The organism is Streptomyces sp. NPDC049915 (assembly GCF_040656475.1).
In the GTDB taxonomy this organism is placed as follows: Bacteria; Actinomycetota; Actinomycetes; order Streptomycetales; family Streptomycetaceae; genus Streptomyces.
The window spans coordinates 411243-432396 of sequence record NZ_JBFAMH010000001.1; the positions used below are offsets into that span (position 1 = coordinate 411243).

The 21154-nt window shown below is 73.8% G+C and carries 18 protein-coding genes and 1 pseudogene; 10 read left to right on the forward strand and 9 right to left on the reverse strand.

Translation table 11 applies throughout. The annotated features are described in order from the left end of the window. Positions 1-5: 5 nt before the first annotated feature. Positions 6-1118: a ribosome small subunit-dependent GTPase A gene (rsgA, locus tag AB0J12_RS01725; protein ID WP_363262118.1), complete on the reverse strand. Its 1113-nt coding sequence runs from the start codon at positions 1116-1118 to the stop codon at positions 6-8. Between the two features lie 308 nt (positions 1119-1426). Here rsgA and AB0J12_RS01730 point away from each other — a divergent pair, with 308 nt between their 5' ends. Beyond that, positions 1427-2962 (forward strand): N,N-dimethylformamidase beta subunit family domain-containing protein, encoded by a 1536-nt coding sequence (locus AB0J12_RS01730; RefSeq protein ID WP_363262119.1) that lies wholly within the window; start codon positions 1427-1429, stop codon positions 2960-2962. 28 nt (positions 2963-2990) lie between these two features. Here the strand turns inward: AB0J12_RS01730 and AB0J12_RS01735 are convergent, their stop codons facing one another. Both AB0J12_RS01735 and AB0J12_RS01740 read right to left on the reverse strand, forming a co-directional pair. Continuing rightward, positions 2991-4313 (reverse strand): radical SAM protein, encoded by a 1323-nt coding sequence (locus tag AB0J12_RS01735; RefSeq protein WP_363262120.1) that lies wholly within the window; start codon positions 4311-4313, stop codon positions 2991-2993. 57 nt (positions 4314-4370) lie between these two features. Further along, entirely contained in the window at positions 4371-4967 is a 597-nt protein-coding gene (locus AB0J12_RS01740) for a pyridoxamine 5'-phosphate oxidase family protein (protein WP_363262280.1), read from the reverse strand. Positions 4968-5151: 184 nt separating this feature from the next. On the opposite strand from AB0J12_RS01740, the gene AB0J12_RS01745 reads away from it, so the two are divergent. The 5 genes from AB0J12_RS01745 to AB0J12_RS01765 all read left to right on the forward strand — a co-directional run bounded on the left by AB0J12_RS01745 (position 5152) and on the right by AB0J12_RS01765 (position 12168). Continuing rightward, entirely contained in the window at positions 5152-6396 is a 1245-nt protein-coding gene (locus AB0J12_RS01745) for an FAD-binding protein (RefSeq protein WP_363262121.1), read from the forward strand. Between the two features lie 147 nt (positions 6397-6543). Beyond that, entirely contained in the window at positions 6544-7788 is a 1245-nt protein-coding gene (locus AB0J12_RS01750; protein ID WP_363262123.1) for an ROK family transcriptional regulator, read from the forward strand. A 66-nt stretch (positions 7789-7854) separates the two neighbouring features. Further along, positions 7855-10710, forward strand: coding sequence for a glycoside hydrolase family 2 TIM barrel-domain containing protein (locus AB0J12_RS01755; protein ID WP_363262281.1), 2856 nt, complete (start codon positions 7855-7857; stop codon positions 10708-10710). 92 nt (positions 10711-10802) lie between these two features. Continuing rightward, positions 10803-11387 (forward strand): TetR-like C-terminal domain-containing protein, encoded by a 585-nt coding sequence (locus tag AB0J12_RS01760; RefSeq protein WP_363262124.1) that lies wholly within the window; start codon positions 10803-10805, stop codon positions 11385-11387. Continuing rightward, positions 11380-12168, forward strand: a complete 789-nt coding sequence (locus AB0J12_RS01765) for an alpha/beta fold hydrolase (RefSeq protein ID WP_363262125.1) — start codon at positions 11380-11382, stop codon at positions 12166-12168. The genes AB0J12_RS01760 and AB0J12_RS01765 overlap by 8 nt, the downstream gene beginning before the upstream one ends. An 11-nt stretch (positions 12169-12179) precedes the next feature. Here AB0J12_RS01765 and AB0J12_RS01770 read toward each other — a convergent pair whose 3' ends face one another. From AB0J12_RS01770 to AB0J12_RS01780, 3 genes are all read right to left on the reverse strand, one after another. Next, positions 12180-12938 (reverse strand): isocitrate lyase/phosphoenolpyruvate mutase family protein, encoded by a 759-nt coding sequence (locus AB0J12_RS01770; protein ID WP_363262126.1) that lies wholly within the window; start codon positions 12936-12938, stop codon positions 12180-12182. A gap of 6 nt (positions 12939-12944) precedes the next feature. Beyond that, the gene (locus AB0J12_RS01775; RefSeq protein WP_363262127.1) at positions 12945-13394 is read right to left on the reverse strand and encodes a hypothetical protein; all 450 of its coding nucleotides are present in this window, start codon (positions 13392-13394) and stop codon (positions 12945-12947) included. 74 nt (positions 13395-13468) lie between these two features. Further along, positions 13469-13843: a VOC family protein gene (locus tag AB0J12_RS01780; RefSeq protein ID WP_363262128.1), complete on the reverse strand. Its 375-nt coding sequence runs from the start codon at positions 13841-13843 to the stop codon at positions 13469-13471. 97 nt (positions 13844-13940) lie between these two features. Here AB0J12_RS01780 and AB0J12_RS01785 point away from each other — a divergent pair, with 97 nt between their 5' ends. The 3 genes and pseudogenes from AB0J12_RS01785 to mmuM all read left to right on the forward strand — a co-directional run bounded on the left by AB0J12_RS01785 (position 13941) and on the right by mmuM (position 16574). Then, entirely contained in the window at positions 13941-14831 is an 891-nt protein-coding gene (locus tag AB0J12_RS01785; RefSeq protein WP_363262129.1) for an MBL fold metallo-hydrolase, read from the forward strand. A gap of 78 nt (positions 14832-14909) precedes the next feature. After that, positions 14910-15601 (forward strand): annotated as a pseudogene (locus AB0J12_RS01790) (polysaccharide lyase family protein); the annotation flags it as partial. Between the two features lie 49 nt (positions 15602-15650). Next, complete coding sequence (mmuM, locus tag AB0J12_RS01795) at positions 15651-16574, forward strand: homocysteine S-methyltransferase (RefSeq protein ID WP_363262131.1); 924 nt, start codon at positions 15651-15653, stop codon at positions 16572-16574. A 47-nt stretch (positions 16575-16621) separates the two neighbouring features. Here the strand turns inward: mmuM and AB0J12_RS01800 are convergent, their stop codons facing one another. Further along, positions 16622-18247, reverse strand: a complete 1626-nt coding sequence (locus AB0J12_RS01800; RefSeq protein ID WP_363262133.1) for a carboxylesterase family protein — start codon at positions 18245-18247, stop codon at positions 16622-16624. A 315-nt stretch (positions 18248-18562) separates the two neighbouring features. Between AB0J12_RS01800 and AB0J12_RS01805 the strand changes: the two genes are divergently transcribed. Continuing rightward, entirely contained in the window at positions 18563-19609 is a 1047-nt protein-coding gene (locus tag AB0J12_RS01805) for a substrate-binding domain-containing protein (RefSeq protein ID WP_363262134.1), read from the forward strand. 194 nt (positions 19610-19803) lie between these two features. Here the strand turns inward: AB0J12_RS01805 and AB0J12_RS01810 are convergent, their stop codons facing one another. Next, positions 19804-20061 (reverse strand): hypothetical protein, encoded by a 258-nt coding sequence (locus tag AB0J12_RS01810; RefSeq protein ID WP_363262136.1) that lies wholly within the window; start codon positions 20059-20061, stop codon positions 19804-19806. Further along, a complete protein-coding gene (locus AB0J12_RS01815) occupies positions 20058-20975 on the reverse strand; it encodes an isocitrate lyase/PEP mutase family protein (protein WP_363262137.1) in 918 nt (305 codons plus the stop codon). Before AB0J12_RS01815 ends, AB0J12_RS01810 begins: the two co-directional genes overlap by 4 nt. Positions 20976-21154 lie beyond the last annotated feature (179 nt).

A 21154-nucleotide genomic window follows, 5' to 3' on the forward strand; every position in this document is an offset into this window, starting at 1 on the left:
CCGACCTAGCTGAAGCGTCCCCTCTTGGCCTCCATCGCCGCCTTCCCCGCCGCCCCCCGCCGCTTCCACTCCTTGCGGATCTCCGCGCGCAGCCGGGCGTCGGTCTTGGCGACGATGTACTGGTTCTCACGCTGGAGCTTGCGGTAGCTCTCCAGCCGCCGCTCCGGCAGCTCGCCCGACTCCAGGGCGGCCCGTACCGCGCACCCCGGCTCGCTCTCGTGGCCGCAGTCGTGGAACCGGCACTCCTCGGCCAGCTCCTCGATCTCGGCGAAGACCTGTCCGACCCCGCCTCCGGCGTCCCACAGGCCGACGCCCCGCAGGCCGGGGGTGTCGATGAGGACGCCGCCGCCGGGCAGGGCGAGCAGGTTGCGTGTGGTGGTGGTGTGCCGGCCCTTGCCGTCCATGTCGCGGACGGCCTGGACCTCCATCACGTCCGCGCCGAGCAGCGCGTTGGCGAGGGTGGACTTGCCGGCGCCGGACTGCCCGAGCAGGACGGAGGTGCCGCCGCCGACGACCGCGGCGAGCACGTCGAGTCCGTCGCCCTGCTCGGCGCTGACGGTCAGCACGGGCACACCGGGCGCCGCGGTCTCGACGTCCTGGACGAGATACCCGAGCGTCGCCGGGTCGGGCACGAGGTCGGCCTTGGTGAGCACGACCACGGGCTGCGCTCCGGACTCCCAGCCGAGGGCGAGGAAGCGTTCGATGCGGCCGAGGTCGAGTTCCGCGCCGAGGGAGACGGCGACGACGGCGTGGTCGACGTTGGCGGCGAGGATCTGCCCCTCGGACCGCTTGGAGGAGGTGGAGCGCACGAAGGCGGTGCGGCGCGGCAGATACGCCCGCACGTAGCGGGGCGTGCCGGCGGGTTCGACGACGGCCCAGTCGCCGGTGCACAGGACCCGCAGCGGGTCGTGCGGGGTGACGAAGGCGGTGTCGGCGCGGATCGTGCTGTCGGCGGTGACGACGTCGCACTGGCCGCGGTCGACGCGGACCACGCGGCCGGGCAGCAGCCCTTCGGCTGCGTACGGGGCGAACGCGTCGGCCCAGTCCTCGTCCCAGCCGTAGGGAGCGAGAGCGGAGAAGGCGGAGAAGGTGGAGAAGGAAGCAGAGCTGGCGCTCAAGGGGTGACCCTTCGCAAGGGGCGGCCCCGGCGGCCGCGCGCGTTCGGCGCGGCGGGTTCGGTCAGCCGGTGGCCACGGAGGTGGACGTGATGGATTCCTGGATGCGGGCAGCGCCCATCGCAACGACAGCCATCGGTCGACACCTCCTCGTCCTCGCACATGCGGTGGCGGTGACCGGGAAGGTCACCGCTCGGATCGCTCTCACCCTAGGGAAGGCGGCCTCGGGGCGCCACTGTTTTTCTCCGGTTGCGTCTGACGCCGTGCCTGGTGACGCTGGGCCGGGCGGACTTGCGGGAGGTGAGGGGAGCGTGGCAGACGGAACGGGCGGGCCCGCGCGCCGCCGCTTCCTCGGCCTGTGCGCCGGTGCGGGCCTCGGTGCCGCCGCGTGCACGGCCGGGCCGGACCGGCCCGGCTCCGGCGCCGCGCACGCCGGGCGGCACCGGCCCGAGGCCGAGCGGGACGCTCCGGGTACGGCCGACTGGCGGCTGGGCGCGGCGGGGCCGCCGGACGCCGTGGCCGGCTACACCGACCGGGTGAGCGTGACACCCGGCGAGGAGTTCGCGCTGCACGTGTCGACGACCGCCCCGTCCTTCCGGGTCGCCGCGTTCCGGGTCGGCTGGTACGGCGGACGGCAGGCCCGGCTGATCTGGGCCTCGGACCGCATACCCGGCCGCGCCCGGCCCGCGCCGCGACTGCTGCCGAAGACCCGTACCGTGCACGTCGACTGGCCGGCCACCCTCACCGTGCACACCGGTGGCTGGCCCGAGGGTGCGTACCTGCTGCGGCTGGAGTCGGAGAGCGGATACCGGCGCTACGTCCCGCTGATCGTCCGCTCCGCCGAGGGCGCGGGGCGCACGGTCCTGCTGCACGCCCCGGCCACGTGGCAGGCGTACAACCGCTGGGGCGGGAGCAGCCTGTACGCCGGGGCGCTCGGCGACTACGCGTCCCGCTCCCTCGCGGTGACCTTCGACCGCCCGTACGACGGCAGCGGCGCCGAGAAGTTCCTGGTGTACGAGCGGGCGCTGGTGGTGCTGGCCGAACGGCTCGGCATTCCCCTGGCGTACACCACCGGCGTCGACGTGCACCGGGACCCCTCGGTGCTGCGCGGCGCGCACGCCGTGGTGTGCCTGGGGCACGACGAGTACTGGACGCCCGAGCAGCGCGCCCACGTCACCGCGGCCCGGGACACGGGCACCAATGTCGCCTTCCTCGGCGCCAACACGTGCTTCCGCCGGATCCGGCTGGAGCCCGGTGCGACGGCGGACGCGCGCACGGTGGTCTGCTACAAGAGTGCCTTCCGCGCCGACCCCTGTTACGACACCCGCCCCGCCCTGGTCACCACCGACTTCCGGCTGCCGCCCGCACCCGACCCCGAGTCGTCCCTGACCGGGGTGCTCTACGAGGGCTACCCGGTCGACGCGCCCTATGTCGTCCAGGCGGCCGACCACTGGCTGTACGACGGTACGGGGGTGCGCCCCGGTGAGCGCTTCCCCCATCTCGTGGGCGTGGAGTACGACCGGGTGCCCGAGGGGTCCCCGGCTCCGGGCCCGCTGGAGATCACCGCGCACTCGCCGGTGGTGTGCCACGGCCGTGCGAGCCACAGCGACTCGGCGTACTACACGGTGGCCAGCGGGGCCGGGGTGTTCGCCACCGGCACGATGCGCTGGGTGGAGGGCCTGGTGGCGGGCACCGGCGAACTCGGTCACGACCACGGCATGGACGGCCGTACCCACGCCTTCGTCACGCGCACCACGGAGAACCTGCTGCGCGCCTTCGCACGGGGCCCGGCGGCCCGCCACTTGCCGCCGCCGCGCCCCGACACGGCCACGGTGCACGGCGCCTGAGGGCAGGCGCCGCCGCCGGCCGTGACCGTCAGCTCACCGGGGCCGCGTCCTGCGCCGGAAGGCTGTCCATGAAGGAGCTGACGGAGAACACGGCGCGGCCGGGACCGGGCGGGCCGTAGCCGGGGGGCGAGGAGAGGCCGAAGTCCTCCATGGTCTGCCGGTAGGCCTGCAGCAGCCGGATGTGGTACTCCAGCGGCGCACCCTGCGGGTTGGCCTTGCCCAGCGGCGTGGTGGGCTCGGGGCACCAGGTGGTGAAGCGGGGCGTGATGCCGTGCGACATGAAGAAGCGCAGGCCCTCGGTGGTGGAGGCGATGGCCTCGTCGACGGTCTTGAAACCGAAGGGCTCGGCCATCTCGACGCCGGCCACGAAGTTGGGGATGACGTTGCGCGCGCCGAACACCTCGGCGGAGTCGAGGATCCGCTTGTGCCACTCGTCGCGGCCGACGTACCGCTCCTTGCCGGGGCAGTACATCTTGAACAGGTACTCGTCCCACACCTCGTAGTTGGGGTGGTAGATCTGCACGCCGTAGTCCTTGAAGCGCTGCACGTCGGCCTTCGGCAGTGCCTGGGCGACGACCTTGCCGATCCAGCGGCCGGGGAAGCGCTCCTCGATGGCCTTGGCGTAGTGGCCGTAGAAGTCGGCCTCGTCCCGCCCGGAAACCGTCTTCGTGATGGCGCCGCCGGTCAGCGTGTAGGCGGTGGACGCCTTCTGTGTGTCGTAGCGGTCGATGATCTCCAGGGCCTCGAGGACCTCCTCGACGTCCTTCACGCCGGTGTAGGGCCGTCCGGCGGCCTTGTGCTGGCGCCAGTTGTGGTTGATGTCGCAGTACTGGCACTCCTCCTTGGCGCCGAAGTACTGGCAGACCCGGAAGACGGTGAGGTAGATCAGGTAGCCCCACTGGATGGTGGGCGCCACCTCCATCACGGACTTTCCGTTGGACAGCTTGTGCCGGTAGTACTCCGGCATCGGCGGCACGCCGACGTCGGCGATCCGCTTGCCGTCGAGGTAGAGGCCGAGCACGCCGTCCTCGCCGGCGGCGACCCGGTAGGGCGAGGCGGGGTTCACCCGGACGGAGACGACCGTGCGGCGCAGGTCGTAGGGGCCGCCGGTGAGGATGATCTCCTCCGGCGGGCGGCGCAGCGCGGCCTCGCCCAGCTCGGGCAGGGTGCCGTGGTCGAAGGAGAAGATGAAGTACGACTTCGGCTTCACCTCACCGCTCTCGTTGTCGCTCAGCGCCGACGGGTCGAAGGCGACTCCGCCGCGCAGCAGGTCCTCCTTGAAGACGGCTTCCCGCGGCACCTGCGGAAACCGCTCCATCAGATCCTCGACCAGCGCGGTACGGCTGCCCATTCGACTCTCCTCCCGGTTCAGGCGTACGACTCCTCACGGTATGCCCTGCCTCCGGCATCAGCCGTGCCGGGTCCCCTCGCGCCGCGCGATGTGTCCCGGCACGGGGGTGTCCGGGGGCAGCAGGGGGTCGGGGACGGGGGCGCCCCAGACCTGGGTGAGCGGCAGGGTGCCGGCCCACAGGCCCAGCTCGGCGTCGGGTCCTTCGCCGTCGTCGGGCGCGCCGGTGCGGATCTTGACGGAGGCCTCTTCCAGGGAGACGGCGAGCAGGGTGGTGGCGGCCAGCTCCTTGCGGCTGGGGCGGCGCGCGTACGACCACTGGCCCGGCGCCGCGTGCTCGGTGAGCCGGCGCAGGCCCTCCAGCTTCTCCTCGGGGTCGGTCACGGTGCGGCCCTCGCCGTGGATCACGGCGCTGCGGTAGTTGACGCCGTGCTCGAAGACGGACCGCGCGAGGACCAGACCGTCCACGTGGGTGACGGTGACGCACACGGGCGCGGAGCCGGCGAGACTGCGACTGGCGACGGAGCCGTGGATGTACACCCACCGCTCGTCGCGGCCGTAGACCGTCGGCACGACCAGCGGCCGCCCCTCGATCACCACGCCCAGATGGCAGACGAACCCGGCGTCTAGGATCGCGTCGAGATCCGCCCGTAGCAGGCTGCCCTGCTACCGCAGGCGGCGGTGCCGGGTGAGGTCGGTCTGCGGGAGGGCGGCGGGAAGCGACTGTGGCGTCATGCGGGAAAAGTTACCGAAAGCATATGTCACAGGCGATGGGTGCGATGGAAACAGCAGTCTCCGCGCATGAAAACAACGGAATCGGTAGATCAGGAGGGGCGCCTCGATGGCCGAGAGCGTGACGAACTGGGCGGGCAACATCACGTACACCGCCAAGGAGTTGCACCGGCCGCGCTCGCTCGACGCGTTGCGCGCGGTCGTGGCGGGCGGCGACCGGGTTCGGGTGCTGGGCAGCGGGCATTCCTTCAACACCCTCGCGGATCCGGGCGCCGAGGGCGTCCTGCTGGCGCTGGACGCGCTGCCGGCCGAGGTCGACGTCGACACGGCGGCGCGCACCGTGCGGGTGGGGGGCGGGGTGCGCTACGCCGAGCTGGCCCGCCGGGTGCACGCACGCGGGCTGGCCCTGGCGAACATGGCCTCCCTGCCGCACATCTCGGTGGCCGGCTCGGTGGCGACCGGCACGCACGGCTCGGGGGTGGGCAACGGGCCGCTCGCCGACGCCGTACGGGAGGTCGAGATCGTCACGGCGGACGGCTCCACCGTCGTCATCACCCGGGGCGAGCAGCGGTTCGGCGGCGCGGTCACCTCGCTCGGCGCGCTCGGTGTCGTCACCGCGCTCACCCTGGACCTGGAGCCCGCCTTCGAGGTCGAGCAGCACCTGTACACGGAACTGCCGCTTAAGGGGCTGGACTTCGAGACCGTGGCGGCGTCGGCCTACAGCGTCAGCCTGTTCACCGACTGGCGGGCGGCGGGCTTCACCCAGGTCTGGCGCAAGCGGCGCACCGATCAGCCGCTGCCGGACTTCCCGTGGGCGGTGCCGGCCAAGGTGGCGCTGCACCCGGTGCCGGGGATGCCGGCGGAGAACTGCACCGGGCAGTTCGGCGTGGCCGGTCCCTGGCACGAGCGACTGCCGCACTTCCGGGCCGAGTTCACCCCGAGCAGCGGGGCGGAGCTGCAGAGCGAGTACCTGCTGCCGCGCGAGCACGCCATCGACGTACTGCACGCGATCGACGGCATCCGGGACACGGTCGCCGGTGTCCTGCAGACCTGCGAGGTGCGTACGGTCGCGGCGGACGCGCAGTGGCTCAGCCCGTCCTGCGGGCGGGACAGTGTGGCCGTGCACTTCACGTGGGTGGCGGACACCGCGGCCGTCCTTCCGGTGGTCGGCCGGCTGGAGGCCACTCTGGAGCCCTTCGCGCCCCGGCCGCACTGGGGGAAGGTGTTCACCACCCCGGCCTCGGCGCTGCGCGGCCGCTATCCCCGGCTCGCCGACTTCCGCGCGCTGGCGCGGGAACTGGACCCGGCGGGGAAGTTCCGCAACGCGTTCGTGGAGGAGGTCCTCGCGGAGTGAGCGTGCGGCGCGGGCGCCCTCCCCACCCCGCCGGCACTTTTCACAACCCCTTTCCTAACCCCTTGCGGAGGAGCGGCCGTCGCCCTAGCCTCGAGCCGACCCGACCTGGCCCCGACCTGGCCTCGACGGCGGAAGGAGGCGATCGGAGTGAAGCGCACGTCCCGTGACATCCGCACCGCGAACCGCTACGAGGTGCTGCGCCGGATCATCGCCTCCTCGCCCATCTCCCGGCAGGAGCTGGCGGCCGCCACCGGTCTGTCGCTCGCGACGGTCGCCACGCTCGTCGGCGAGCTGCTCGACCTGCGGATGGTCACGGAGGTGGGCCGCGAGGACTCCGCGGGCGGCCGCCCCCGCGGACTGGTCGCCGTCGACACCACCGGCGGCTTCCTGATCGGCGTCGACATCGCCGAGACGTACGTCCATGCCGAGCTGTTCGACCTGGCGCTGACCGTACTGGCCCGCGCCGACGAGGAGGTGCGCCCCGGGGAGCGCCGGCCAGACGAGGTGGTGGCCCGCGTCGCCGCCGCCGTCGGCTCGGTGATCGCGCGGGCCGGCGCCGACGAGACCCGGGTGCTCGGCGTCGGGGTGAGCGTGCCGGGGCAGGTGGACCCGGACCTGGGTGTCGCCGCGTACGCGCCCAACTGGGAATGGCACGACGTGCCGCTGCGCGACCTGCTCGCCGAGCACCTCGCCCACCCGCTCCATCTGGACAACCCGCTGCGCGCCTGCGCGGTGGCCGAGCTGTGGTGCGGTGCCGCCCGGGGCCGCGACGACGCGGTGGTGGTCAACCTCGGCACCGGAGTGGGCGCCGGGCTGGTGCTGGGCGGCACGGTGCACCGCGGGGTCAGCAACAGCGCCGGCGAGTGGGGGCACACCACGCTCGTCCTGGACGGGCGGCCGTGCCACTGCGGCAACCGGGGCTGTGTGGAGACATACGTCGGCGCGCCCGGCATCATGCGCCAGCTGCGCGAACTCGCCCCGCACAGCCCGCTGCTGCACCCCGGCGATCAGACCGCGACCATCGCCGCACTGGCCCGCGCGGTCGCCGAGGACGACCCGGTCGCCACGCAGGTCCTCCGCGACACCGCCCGCTACCTGGGCGCCGCCGTCGCGGACCTGGTGAACGTGCTCAACCCCGAGGTGGTCGTCCTCAGCAGCTGGGTCGCCGCCCTGCTGGGCGAGCCGCTGCTGCACGCCGTACGCGAGGCCGTCGCCCGGCACGCGCTCCGACGGCCGCTGGCGGCGACCGAGATCGTCCTCTCCCCCGTCCCCACCGACCCGGTGTGCCTGGGCGCGGCCACCTTCGCGCTGGAAGGCGCGCTCCGGGCCGCCGGGGCGAGAGGCGCCCGGCGCACCGCCGCCGCGAGAACCCGCACCGCACCCCCGCCCTGACGGCGCCGGGTCGCGCGCCGCCGCTCACCGCCCGGAGACCGAGAACTCTCACCGTCTGGAGATCCGATCACCTTGCGCACGACCACCATCGAGTACCTCGAGAACGTCTCCCCCGGCGACGGGTCCCTGCCACCGCGTGCCTGGTACGCCACCTCGGACGCGGCACGGCTGTCGCTGAACGGCAGGTGGCGGTTCCGGCTGTCGGAAACGGCCCACGCCGAGGACGACGCGTTCGCCGAGCCCGGCTACGACGCCGGCGACTGGGCGGACGTCACGGTCCCCGGGCACTGGGTCCTCCAGGGCCACGGCTCGCCCGTCTACACCAACCACCTCTACCCGTTCCCGGTCGACCCGCCCCGGGTGCCCACCGAGAACCCGACCGGCGACCATCTGCACGCCTTCGACCTGCCGGGCGACTGGCCGGCCGACGGCGGCGCCGTGCTGCGCTTCGACGGGGTGGAGTCGTGCGCCCGGGTGTGGCTCAACGGCACGGAGCTCGGCACCTTCCAGGGCTCGCGGCTGCCGCACGAGTTCGCGGTCGGGCATCTGCTGCGGCCGAGCGGCAACGTGCTCGCCGTCCGCGTGCACCAGTGGTCGGCCGGCTCCTACCTGGAGGACCAGGACCAGTGGTGGCTGCCGGGCATCTTCCGTGACGTCACCCTGCTGCACCGCCCGCCCGGCTGCGCCGCGGACTTCTTCGTCCACGCCTCCTACGACCACGTCAGCGGCGAGGGCACCCTGCGCGTCGACTCCGACGTCGACGGCCGGGTGACGGTGCCCGAACTGGGCGTGGACACCGCCACCGGCGCGTCGGTGACGGTCCCGGTGGAGCCGTGGTCGGCGGAGACGCCACGGCTGTACGACGGGGTGCTGGCGACGCAGGGCGAGCGGGTCGCGCTGCGCATCGGCTTCCGCACGGTGGAACTGCGCGACGGCCTGATCCGGGTCAACGGCAAGCCGGTCCTCTTCAAGGGCGTCAACCGGCACGAGTGGCACCCGGACAAGGGCCGCGCGCTGGACGCGGAGACCATGCGTGAGGACGTGCTGCTGATGAAGCGGCACAACATCAACGCGGTGCGCACCTCCCACTATCCGCCCCACCCGGCCTTCCTCGACCTGTGCGACGAGCTGGGCCTGTGGGTGATCGACGAGTGCGACCTGGAGACCCACGGTTTCACCGAGCAGGAGTGGCGGGGCAACCCCGTCGACGACGACCGCTGGACGCCGGCCCTGCTGGACCGCGCCGCCCGCACGGTCGAACGGGACAAGAACCATCCGTCGGTCGTGCTGTGGTCGCTGGGCAACGAGGCGGGCACCGGGCGCGGCCTGACCGCGATGGCGCGGTGGATCCGCGGCCGCGACGCCTCCCGCCTGCTGCACTACGAAGGCGACCGCGGCTGCCGTGACACGGACGTCTACTCACGGATGTACGCCGCCCACGAAGAGGTCGAGCGGATCGGCCGCGGCCTGGACGGCGGGCCGGAGAAGCGGCGCACGCTGCCCTTCATCCAGTGCGAGTACGCCCACGCCATGGGCAACGGGCCGGGCGGACTGGCCGACTACCAGCGGCTGTTCGAGCGGTACGAGCGGCTGCAGGGCGGCTTCGTGTGGGAGTGGATCGACCACGGCATCACCCACCCGGAGCTGGGCTACGCCTACGGCGGTGACTTCGGCGAGGAGCTGCACGACGGCAACTTCGTCTGCGACGGCCTGCTGTTCCCCGACCGGCGGCCCTCGCCGGGCCTGGCGGAGTTCAAGAAGGTGATCGAGCCGGTCGGCATCGAGGGCGACGGCGTCACCGTGCGGGTGACGAACAAGCAGGACTTCGCCGATCTGTCCGCGCTGGCCTTCGCCTGGTCGTACGAGGTGGACGGCGAGAGCGTCGCACAGGGCCCGCTCACCGTACCGGCCCTGGCGCCCGGCGAGTCGGCCGACGTGAAGCTGCCGGAGCCGCCGACCGTGCAGCGCCCCGGCGCCGAGACGCAGTGGACGGTACGCGCGCGGCTGGCGGCGGACACGGCATGGGCGCCACGGGGGCACGAGGTGGCCTGGGGGCAGTGGACGGTGTCACGGCGGCCGGCGCCGTATGTCGCCGCGTCCGCCCGCCCGGTGTCGGGCGGCGGCCGGATCACGCTCGGCCCCGGTGTCTTCGACGCCCGCACGGGCGCGCTGCTCGCCGTCGGCGAAGTGGCCGTGGAGGGGCTGCGCCTGGACGTGTGGCGGGCGCCGACCGACAACGACAACGGCGCCTCCTGGCAGGACCACGTCCGCCACGGCCCGCTGTGGCGCAAGCTAGGCCTGCACCGCATGCGCCACCGCCTCGACGCGGTGGAGGCGGTGGACGACGCGCTGACCGTGCGCACCCGGGTGGCGCCGGCCGGCCGGGACCTGGGGCTGCGCACGGTGTACCGGTGGACGTCCGACGGGGACCGGCTGAAGCTGACGGTGTCGGTGGGCCCGGAGGGCGACTGGACGGTGCCGCTGCCGCGGCTCGGGATCCGCTTCGCTCTCGCGGCGGCCGACGAGGTGCGCTGGTTCGGCGGCGGCCCGGGTGAGGCGTACCCGGACACCCGGCAGGCGTCCGCGATCGGGAGTTGGCACGCGACGGTGGACGCGCTGCAGACGCCGTACGTCCGCCCGCAGGAGAACGGCGCCCGCGCCGACGTGCGGTGGGCGGAGCTGGGCGGGCTGCGCATCGAGGGCGATCCGGAGTTCTGGCTGACCGCGCGGCGCTGGACGACGGAGCAGCTGGACGCGGCCAGGCACCGCACGGGCCTCGTGCCGGGTGACACGGTCCGGGTGAACCTCGACCACGGCCAGCACGGCATCGGCTCCCAGTCCTGCGGTCCGGGCCCGCTCCCGCAGTACGTCCTGCACGCCGAGCCAGCCGAGTTCGCGTTCGTCTTCTCCCCGAACGTCTGACACTCCCGCCCCGGAACCTGTCCGTGCTTCCACTCGCGGACCTTCCTGGACTAGGCTCTTGCCTAGAGCTCCTAGGAAACGGAAGGTGCCTCATGGCGCGTGCCGGCCTGACCGCCGACCGTCTCGTCGCGGCCGCCGCCGAACTCGCCGACGAGGCCGGGTTCGCCAACGTCACCCTGTCCGCGCTGGCGCGGCGGTTCGGGGTGAAGGACGCCAGCCTGTACTCGCACATCCGCAACCTGCAGGACCTGCGCACCCGCCTCGCGCTGCTGGCCGGCGGCGAGATGATCGACGAGATCGCCGCCGCGGTGGCGGGCCGGGCCGGCAAGGACGCGCTGGCCGCCTTCGCCGGCGCCTACCGCGCGTACGCCCTGGCGCACCCGGGACGCTACGCCGCCACCCAGATCCGTCTGGACCAGGCCCTGGTCACCGACTCCCCCGCCCTGCGGCGCACCGCGGAGATCACCTACGGCATGCTGCGCGCCTACGGCCTTGACGAACCCGACCTCACGGACGCCGTGCGCCTGCTGCGCAGCACGTTCCACGGCTACTGCGCCCTGGAGGCAGGCGGCGGCTTCGGCGCCCCCAGGGACGTCCAGCGGTCCTGGGAGCGGGCGATCGAGGCGCTGCACGTGGCCCTGGAGAACTGGCCCCGCGAGGAGGCAGCGCATGACTGAGCCGTTCCACGACGTCCACGGCAGCGGGCCGGTGCTGCTGGTTCTGCCGGGCGGCGCCGGGCACCCCATGGGGCTGGACGGGCTGATCCGGCGGCTGGCCGGCTGTTTCACCGTCGTCGTCCTCGACCCGCTCGGCCTGGCCCACGGACGCCTCGGCCGTCCCGTCGCCGACCAGCGGCCGGAGGACTGGAGCGAGGCGGCGCACCGCGTGCTCGACGCCGTGCTGCCCGCGGGCGAGTCGGCGTGCGTGCTCGGGTTCAGCTCCGGCGCCATCGCGGCCCTCGACCTGCTGGCCCGGCATCCGCAGCGGCTGCGGCACGTCGTCGCGCACGAGCCGCCGTGCGTGGCCGCGCTCCCCGACGGACGCCTGCGGCACCAGGGTTTCCGCGCGGTGTACGACACCTACCGCCGCGCGGGGCTCGCCGCCGCCGGCACCCGGCTGGCCGCGGAGCTGGACGGGCTCCCGGCGCCGGAGCGGGCCCCGGGGCAACCGCCCGCGCCCGGCGAGGAGTCGCAGACGCCGATGGGCGTCTTCCTCACCCGCGTCCTCGTCCCGTTCTCCGGATACGTCCCCCCGGCGGAACTCCCCGCCGGGCGCCTCACTTTCGCGGCGGGCACCGCTTCCCGCGGGCAACTGCCGGCCCGGACGGCCGCCTTCCTCGCCGAGCGCCGCGGCAGCCGTTTCCTGGAACTGCCCGGCGGCCACCTGGGAGCGGCCGAGTTCCCGGGGCCCTTCGCGGACGGCATCGTGGCAGCGCTCGCCACCGCCTCGGTGTGCTGACCGGGCAGGCGCTACGGCGTGGCCAGGGCACGGATCGCCTCGTACGGCGGCGCCGTGCCCTCGGGCGGCCGCCCGTCCCGTACCCGGACCGCCGCCGAGATGGCCCCGCCCAGCGCGTGCCGGTACAGCAGCGAGCCGAGGCTGATCCGGCGCACGCCGAGGTCGGTGAGGTGGGCGACGCCGGGGCCGCCCGGCGCGTACAGGACATTCAGGGGCACCGCCAGCTGCCGCACCAGGGCGGAGATCGCCCGGGGTTCGCTCAGTCCGGGCACGAACACCCCGTCGGCTCCCGCCTGTTGGTACAGATCGAGGCGGCGCGCGGTCTCGGTGGAGTCGTCGCCGGCGCCGAGCCAGCAGGTGTCGGTGCGGGCGTTGACGAAGAGGCCGGGCACCGCCGTCTTGACCGCGGCGATCTTCTCGGCGTGCAGGCCGGCGGATCCCGCCCCGTCCTCCAGATTGATCCCGACGGCTCCCAGCGCCCACAACCGGCGGGCCAGCTCGGCGACTTCACCGGGGTCGTCGCTGAAGCCGCCTTCGGCGTCCACGCTCAGCAGGAACGGGCCCGAGCCGAGGACGAGCGCCAGGCGCAGGGTCTCCTCGCGGGTCGCCGCCGCCGCGTCGGGCATCCCGGCGGCCGCGGCGACACCCAGACTCGTCGTGCCGATCGCCGGGAATCCCTGCCCGGCCAGGAGGTGGGCGGAGGCGTGGTCCCAGGCGCAGGGCAGCAGCAGCGGGTCACCCGTGCGGTGCAGTGCGGCGAACTCGGTCACGTCAGGTCACCCCACCGCGTCCGCGTAGTACGCCGACCCGGCCGTGTGCAGGGCGAGTTCGCGAAAACTCCAGCCGTCGCCGGGCGATTCGTCGAGCTGCTCGTCGGTGAGCGCGTCCAGTCGCACGGCCCAGACGCGGGCGAGCCGGGTGAGCCGGCTGCGGGCCTCGTCCAGGTCCTCGCGGGTGAAGGGGGCGAGGTCGGCCGGCGTGGTCACAGTGGAGGCGTGCCAGTGGTCGGGCAGCGGCGGCTCACCGGCCAACCGGGCCTCCAGCTCGGCGAGATGGTCGACGAGGTGGTCGGCGACCCGGCGGATCGCCTTGTGCGGGGTGTACACCCGGTCGTCGACGTGCGTGGGCGTACCGTCCCAGGCGGTCCAGCCGGCGGCGAGCGCGAGCACATGGTCGACCATGCCGGTCACGGCCTGGGCGGGGGTGCGGTCGGTGCGTCGGTTCATACCGGCACGCTAGGCGCGGGACGCTTCGGCGCCGGCCGAAGTGTCCGCGCATCCCCGTGTCCCGGCCCGGCGGCTCAGCGGCCCGCGGCGCGCTCCGCGGCGCTGCGCTCCACGCAGAACTCGTTGCCCTCGGGGTCGGCGAGGACGGCCCACCCGGTGCCGTCCGGGTTGCGGCGGTCGGCGACGAGGGTGGCGCCGAGGGCGAGCAGCCGCTCGACCTCCTCCTCACGGGTGCGGTCCTGCGGCTGGAGATCGAAGTGCAGCCGGCTCCTGCCCGTCTCCGCGTCGGGCACGTTGACAAAGAGCAGCCCGGCGCCCTCGATCTGTGCCTCGGGGTCCCCCGGGTGGTCCTCGTCGTGCAGGGGAAGCCCGAGCACCTCGGACCAGAAGACGGCGAGTGAATAGGCGTCGGCGGAGGCGATCGTGGTGTGGCGGATGGCAGAGGTCACACCGGGATTGTCGCCGGAGGGCGGGCGCACGGACAACGCAATAGCCGATGCTGCAGATGCGGACGAAGGTTCCGCGGGCGGGAGACGGTCGAGGAACATGGGCGACAGCGGATACACGACAGCCGCGTACGGTGAGGTCACCGTGCTCGTCGGCGCCGACCGGGGTGCCTACCCGTACGCGAACTCGCTGCTCGTGCGGGGCGCGGCGGAGACCCTGGTCGTCGACCCCTCCCTCTCGCTCGTCGAGGGCGCGCCGCCGGCGGACCTGGTCCTCGTCAGCCATGCGCACGAGGACCACATCGCCGGGCTCGGGAGCTACGACGTGCCCGTGCACGTCCATGGAGGCGACCTCGACGCGCTGCGCTCCCGCGGGGCGATGATCGCCGCGCTCGGCCTCCCGCCGGACGCGGCCGCCGAGCTGGACGCCACGTTCCGGGACAGCTTCCACGTCAGGGGCCGCGCGGACGCGCGCGCCTTCGAGGACGGCACCGTGTTCGACCTGGGCGGGCGCACCGTGACCGTGGTGCATCTGCCCGGCCACACCGCGGGCCACTGCGGCTTCCTGATCGAGCCGGACGGCTTCCTGTTCGTCGCGGACATCGACCTGACGTCGTTCGGCCCCTACTACGGTGACGCCGGCAGCAGCCTCGCCGACTTCGAGGCGTCGATGCGCCGCTGCCGGGACATCGACGCGCGCTGGTACGGCACGTCCCATCAGAAGGGTGTCATCGAGGGCGCCGACGAGTTCCGGCGCCGGCTGGACGCCTACGCCGCCGTGGTGGAGAAGCGGGAGGCGGCACTGCTGGCCTTCCTCGGCGAGCCGCGCACCGTGGAGGAGATCGCCGCACACCGCCTGGTCTACCGGCCCCATGTGGAAGGTCCGCACGTGAGGCCGGTGGAGCGCAGGACGGCGGTGCAGCACCTGGAACGGCTGCGGGAGGCGGAGCTGGTCGAGAGGGTGGAGGAGGACCGGTTCCGCGCGCGGTAGGCCGCTGCGGGATCACACCCCCGAGCCGCTCCCGCCCTCCGTGTCCGCCCGCACCAGCCCCGCCGGGACGAGGTGCCGGCCTCGGACGGCTGGTTCTCCCTCGGCGGGGTGCTGCCGGGGAGGTACGCGCAGACCGTGTACAAGAGCGAACTGGCCGTCCACAGCACGCGGGTGACGGTGACCGCGAGTGCGACGACCACGCTGAACACGCTCACGATCCCGCCCGGCAACGACCCGTCCGGCGCGAGCGCGATCTGGCGGATCGGCGAGTGGACCGGCACGCCCGACGGTTTCAAGAACGCCGAGTTGATGACGTACGCGCACCCCTCGGACGTGCGGGCCGCGCCCTGGACCGGCAACGTGGTGATCGGCGGCGGCGGGAGACCGCGGCCTTTCCCTGCTACCTGGGGAAGGACGTCAACAGCGGTCTGCTGGTGTACTTCAAGCTGACCGCCGCGCAGGCCGCCGCCGCGCACACGCTGCGCATCGGCGTGACGACGGCTTACGCGGGCGGCCGGCCTCAGGTCACGGTCAACGACGTCTGGACGTCGGCCGTCCCCGCACCGCCCGCCCAGCCCAGCACCCGGTCGCTGACCGTGGGTTCCTACCGGGGCAACAACCACACGTTCGCCTACAGCGTCCCGGCGAGCGCCTGGCGTGCGGACCCCGGGCAGTACAACGTGCTGCGGATCGACGTCGTCGGCGGTTCGGGGAGGACGGGTTTCCTCAGCGCGGGCACGGCGGTCGACGCGATCGACCTGCTGGCCTGAGGGTCGCCCGAGGTGTCCCGCAAGCAGGCCGGCGGGTTAGCGTCGGGCCATGCCGAGCGACACCCCTCCCCCACTCGCCGACGCCCTCGCCGCCGGGACGGTGGTCCTGGACGGCGGGATGTCCAACCAGCTGGAGGCCGCCGGGCACGACCTGAGCGACGAGCTGTGGTCGGCGCGGCTGCTCGCCGAGCGGCCGGAGGCGATCACCGAGGCGCATCTCGCCTATGTCCAGGCGGGCGCCGACGTGGCCATCACCACGAGCTACCAGGCCACGTTCGAAGGCTTCGCGAGGCGTGGCCTCGGCCGGGCGGAGGCGGCGCGGCTGCTCCGGCTGAGCGTGGAGCTGGCCCGCGAGGCGAGGGAGCGGGCCCGCGGCCAGGGAGTGACCCGGCCGCTGTGGGTGGCCGCCTCGGTGGGCCCGTACGGGGCGATGCTCGCCGACGGTTCCGAGTACCGGGGGCGCTACGGGCTCACCGTGGAGGAGCTGGAGCGTTTCCACCGCCCTCGGATCGAGGCGCTGGCGGCGGCCCGGCCGGACGTGTTCGCCCTGGAGACGGTCCCCGACGCCGACGAGGCCGCGGCCCTGCTGCGGGCGGTGCGGGGTCTCGGGGTGCCGGCGTGGCTGTCGTACACGATCGACGGGGACCGGACCCGGGCCGGGCAGCCGCTGGCGGACGCCTTCGCGCTCGCCGCCGACGTGGAGGAGGTGGTCGCGGTCGGTGTCAACTGCTGTGCCCCGCAGGACGTGGCCGCCGCCGTCGGCCTCGCGGCACGGGTCACCGGCAAGCCGGTCGTGGTCTACCCCAACAGCGGCGAGCGGTGGGACGCCGAGGCGCGCGCCTGGGACGGCCGCTCCACCTTCGCGCCCCAACAGGTGCGCGGCTGGCGGGAGTCGGGCGCCCGGCTGATCGGCGGCTGCTGCCGGGTGGGCCCGCAGGCCATCGGCGCGATCGCCCGCGCGCTGGCGCCGTGACGGGCGGCGGCCGGCGCGCGCACACCCCCCCCCCCGTGAACCCCGGTTCAGCGGCGCCGCGGGGCTGACGAGCGGCGCAGGCGGCGGACGGCGGAGCGCAGTTCCACCGTCCGGGTGGCCGGGCCGGCCGTCGGCGGTGTCCGGACGGCGGTCGCGGCCGCCTGGGCGACGGCGTCCAGACGCCACAGGGCGAGTTCCCGGTCGCGCGGGCCGACGGCGGTGTACGGGTCGCGCACGGCGTCCGGACGCCCCTCCTCGCGCGCTCGCGCCAGGTCGCCGAAGATCCGCACCGGGTGCGAGAGGTCCCACGGCTCCCAGCCCGGGTCACCCTCGGTGACGAAGCGCACCCAGGCGCGGTGCATCTGGTCGGCCAGCTCTTGCGGTGCGCCCTCACCGGCCAGTTTGGCCGACTCCGGGACATCGCCGGTGTCGAAGACGAAGCCCAGTTCGAGGGCGTGGCAGGCACCGAGGCCGGGCAGCAGCGACGGCCAGGCGAACTCGTAGACGTACGACGAGCCGGGGCGGGCGTCGGCCAGGCGGTGCAGCGGGATGCGCAGCAGGTGGTCGGTGACCAGCTGGCCGACGATCTCCGCGGGACCGGCGTCCAGGTGCAGGGCGCGGTAGCCGCGGACGACCTCGTGACCGCAGTGGCAGCGGGCCATGGCTCCGGCGAGGGCGACCGGGCCGAGCCGGTCGACGCGTTCGACGAGACCACCGGGGACCAGCCACAGCCGGTACTCGTCGCGGGTCCAGCCCATGAGCAGTCCGGCGCCGGACGCGGCGTCACCGTCGATCAGGGCCTCCAGCGGGTCGCGGGGCACCAGGTCGCCGTCGACGACGATGCCGAACGACGGACCGCCCAGCACCGGGCTGCTCAACCGGCCGACCTCGGCCTGTGTGCGCAGCAGCACCTCGGGGTCGACGGCGGCGAAGGCCTCCGCGGTGGCGGGCACCTTCAGCCGGGCCGCCATCCGGCGCACCATGCGCCGTACCTTGTCACGGTCGGCGGACTCCGGCGGTCCGCTCTGCAGCACGGCCCGCCGGAACAGGCCCTGGGCCTGCGGGGCGGCGATCAGCGCGCCCATGCTGATGGCCCCGGCGGACTGTCCTGCCAGGGTGACGCGTGCGGGGTCGCCGCCGAAGGCCGCGATCGCCTCGTGCACCCAGCGCAGCGCGGCGAGCTGGTCGCGCAGGCCCGGGTTGGCGGGGGCGTCCGGGAACAGGCCGTAGCCCTCCACGCCCAGCCGGTAGTTCACCGACACGAGCACCACGCCGTCGCGGGCGAAGGGGCGTCCGTGGTAGACGGGCACGGCCGAGGAGCCCCGGGTCAGGGCGCCGCCGTGGAACCACACCAGCACCGGCAGCCGGGCCGCGGGGTCCGGGTCGGGGGTCCAGACGTTGAGGTTCAGGCAGTCCTCGCCGGGCACGACGGGATCGGAGAGGTACTTCTCGAAGGCCTCCGAGTACGGCGGTTTCGGCGGTGTCGGCCCGAAGGCTCCGGCGTCGCGCACCCCGTCCCACGGCTCGGGCGGCGCGGGCGGCCGGAACCGGCGCGGCCCGAACGGGGGTGCCGCGTACGGGACGCCCCGGAAGACGGCGACGCCGTGCTCGTACCGGCCGCGAATGCGCCCGTGGGGAGTCGCGACCACCGGGTCCGTCCGGTCTGCCGTCATACGCCCACCAGCCCTTCGCCGCGTTCGTGCTCCGGTCTCACCAGAGCACCACAGCAGCGCTCGGTATTCCCGTGCAGGAGGGCGGCATTGGGCTGTTCGGCGTACGCCGCTTTTCGAACCCGGCTTTCGATACTCGTGCCCGCGCGGGTGCGTGTTCTCCCGGTTCTCCCGGCGTCTTCACCTGGCACGGCGGCCGCCCTAGGATAGCAAGCGCTTTCTGCGAGCGGGTGTCCGGCCGAAGGTTTTCGACACGGCACCGGGTCGCGCAGGCCGGACTTGCGATGGCCCTCGGGCGGGCCGGAGAGGTGGTTCCCGATGGTCCGTACGGGGAGTACGAGCGTGGCGGCCGGGCCGACCCTGGCCGTCGTCGCCCGGGAGGCGGGCGTGTCGGTGCCGACCGCGTCCAAGGTGGTCAACGGCCGGCAGGACGTGGCCCCGGAGACCCGGCGCCGGGTCACCGAGGCGCTGGACCGGCTCGGCTATGTGCGCAGGCCCCGCTTCGACGCCGTACGGCCGCCGCGGCTGGTCGACCTCGTGGTGCAGTCGCTGGACGGCTCCCGGTCCGGCGCCGTCCTGCACGGCGTGGAGCGGGCGGCCCACGACGCCGGCCTGGACGTCGTGGTCTGCGCGGACCCGGCCGGTGCAGGCGGCGGCCGTCCGCGGCGCGGCTGGCTCGACAGACTCGGTGCGCGGGGTTCGGCCGGAGTGCTGTTCCACCTGGCCGAGCCGACCGAGCCGCAGCAGGCGTGGCTGGAGCAGCACCACGTCCCGTTCGTGCTGATCGACCCGGCGGTGGAGCCGCGGCCGGGGGCGGTGTCGGTGGGCGCGGCGAACTGGCAGGGCGGGGTGACGGCGACCGAGCATCTGCTGGCGCTCGGCCATGAGCGGATCGCCGTGATCGCCGGGCAGCGGCGTACGTCGGTGAGCGGCGCGCGGGTGGCCGGTTACCGCTCGGCCCTGTCGGCGGCAGGAGTGCGGCACCGCCCGGAGTACGTGCGCCACGCCGGTTTCGACGAGACGGCGGCCCGGCGCCGGATGCGGGAACTGCTGGCGCTGCCCGAGCCGCCCACGGCTGTCTTCGTGTGCTCCGACCGGATGGCGCTCGGGGTGTACGAGGCGCTGGCCGAGCGGGGGTTGCGCGTGCCGGACGACGTCAGCGTCATCGGCTTCGACGATGCGCCCGAGGCCCGCTGGAGCACTCCGGCGCTGACCACGGTGCGGCAGCCGCTGGCGGAGATGGCGGCGACGGCGCTCGGACTGCTGGTACGGATGATGGACGGCGACCGCCCGGACAGCACCCGCACGGAACTGTCGACGCGGCTGGTACGGCGAGCGAGCACGGCGGCACCGAAGGACGGGTGAGCGGCGGAAAGGCGGGGCCGGGCATGGGTGCGCGGTCGTCGATGGGCCGCGGAGCGCCCCGGCGCCGGGTGCACGATCGTCGATGGGCCGTGAAGGGCCCGGCGTCGTCGGGTGCCCCGCCGTGAGGGCGGCGCGCGTCGCGGTGGGTGCCGGCGCCGGTGGGTTCCGGCGCCGGCATGCGGGAGCCGCCGCTTTCAGTGCTTGCCGGTCGCTCCCACGAGGGTCTGCATCAGGTCCACGGCGCTGCCGTCGTGGTCGCTGCCGGCGGTGCCGCTGCCCGTTTGGAGGTTCGCGGTGCGGTCCACTTCCAGGACGGAGTCGGCCTGGGAGTTGTCGATCACGGTGATCAGGCTGCCGTGCGCCGCCGCGGGGACCGCCGAGGCGCCGAGCACGGCCGCCGCGAGGGCCGCGGCCGTACGCAGCCGCACGGCGGCAGGGCCGGCGCCGGTCACGCCGGGACGCCCTCGGACTCGGCCTGAGCGACCGCGGCCTCCGCCTCGGCGACGGCCTGCTCGGCCGTGGACGCCGTGCGCAGCCGGGCGATGTTGCGTTCCAGCAGCCGGGTGGCGGCCTTGACGCCGACGCCGTTCGCGGCGTCGACCTCGGGCAGCCGGCCGTCCGCCTCCTTCAGCCCGGCGAGCGCGGAGTCCATTGCCTCGTGCGCGGCGAACAGGCACGGGGTGCTGTAGATGGCGACGTCGACACCCAGGCCGGACAGCTCGCTCAGTGACAGCCGGGGCGACTTGCCGCCGGCGATCTGGTTGAACAGCAGCGGCTTGCCGCCGACCACTTCGCGGATGCGCCGGATCCACTCCACGCTGCGCACCCCGTCGACGAGGACCACGTCGGCGTCGGTGGCGGCGAGCCGCTCGGCGCGGTGCAGGATGTCGGCCTCGTCGGTGGCGTCGGTGCGGGCCACCACGACCAGGTCGCGGCGCGTCTTGAGCACCTGTTCCAGCTTGTCGAGGTACTCGTCCAGCGGCAGCACCTGCTTGCCGTCGGCGTGGCCGCAGCGGCGCGGCCGCTTCTGGTCCTCCAGGATGACTCCGGAGGCGCCGATCCGCTCAAGACTTTCGACGACGTGGCAGGCGACCTCGGGGTCGACGTAGCCGTCGTCGATGTCGACGAGCAGGTGGTGGTGCGGGAAGGCGCCGCGCAGCCGCTGCACGAACGCCAGCATGTCGGGCCAGGCGATGAAGCCGATGTCGGGCAGACCGTAGTAGGACGCGGCGAAGCCGAACCCGGAGACGAACATCCCGTCGTAGTGCCGGGCGGCGATCGAGGCGGAGTACATGTCGTACACGCCGATCAGCGGGGTGGTCCCGGGTGCGGCGATCTGCTCGCGCAGCTTGTTCCCGTAAGTCAACGTCCAGCTCCTTGGATGGGGTTGAACACATTGCGCCCGAAGGGCGGCCGCGCGGAACACGGACACCCTTTGCCAAGACAAAAGGATCTCTATACCCAACGCCGACCGTCTTGTTGGGAGCGCTTTACTCACCCCGATGGCGGAACCGGTTCACCGGAGAAACGTCACTGAAGGGCCGT

Excerpts from the sequence above, each read along its gene's own strand:
- AB0J12_RS01805 (WP_363262134.1), top strand. The coding sequence starts at position 18,563 with ATGGTCCGTACGGGGAGTACGAGCGTGGCGGCCGGGCCGACCCTGGCC.
- AB0J12_RS01800 (WP_363262133.1), bottom strand. The coding sequence starts at position 18,247 with ATGACGGCAGACCGGACGGACCCGGTGGTCGCGACTCCCCACGGGCGC.
- AB0J12_RS01760 (WP_363262124.1), top strand. The coding sequence starts at position 10,803 with ATGGCGCGTGCCGGCCTGACCGCCGACCGTCTCGTCGCGGCCGCCGCC.
- AB0J12_RS01745 (WP_363262121.1), top strand. The coding sequence starts at position 5,152 with ATGGCCGAGAGCGTGACGAACTGGGCGGGCAACATCACGTACACCGCC.
- AB0J12_RS01765 (WP_363262125.1), top strand. The coding sequence starts at position 11,380 with ATGACTGAGCCGTTCCACGACGTCCACGGCAGCGGGCCGGTGCTGCTG.
- AB0J12_RS01735 (WP_363262120.1), bottom strand. The coding sequence starts at position 4,313 with ATGGGCAGCCGTACCGCGCTGGTCGAGGATCTGATGGAGCGGTTTCCG.
- mmuM (WP_363262131.1), top strand. The coding sequence starts at position 15,651 with ATGCCGAGCGACACCCCTCCCCCACTCGCCGACGCCCTCGCCGCCGGG.
- AB0J12_RS01775 (WP_363262127.1), bottom strand. The coding sequence starts at position 13,394 with ATGAACCGACGCACCGACCGCACCCCCGCCCAGGCCGTGACCGGCATG.
- AB0J12_RS01785 (WP_363262129.1), top strand. The coding sequence starts at position 13,941 with ATGGGCGACAGCGGATACACGACAGCCGCGTACGGTGAGGTCACCGTG.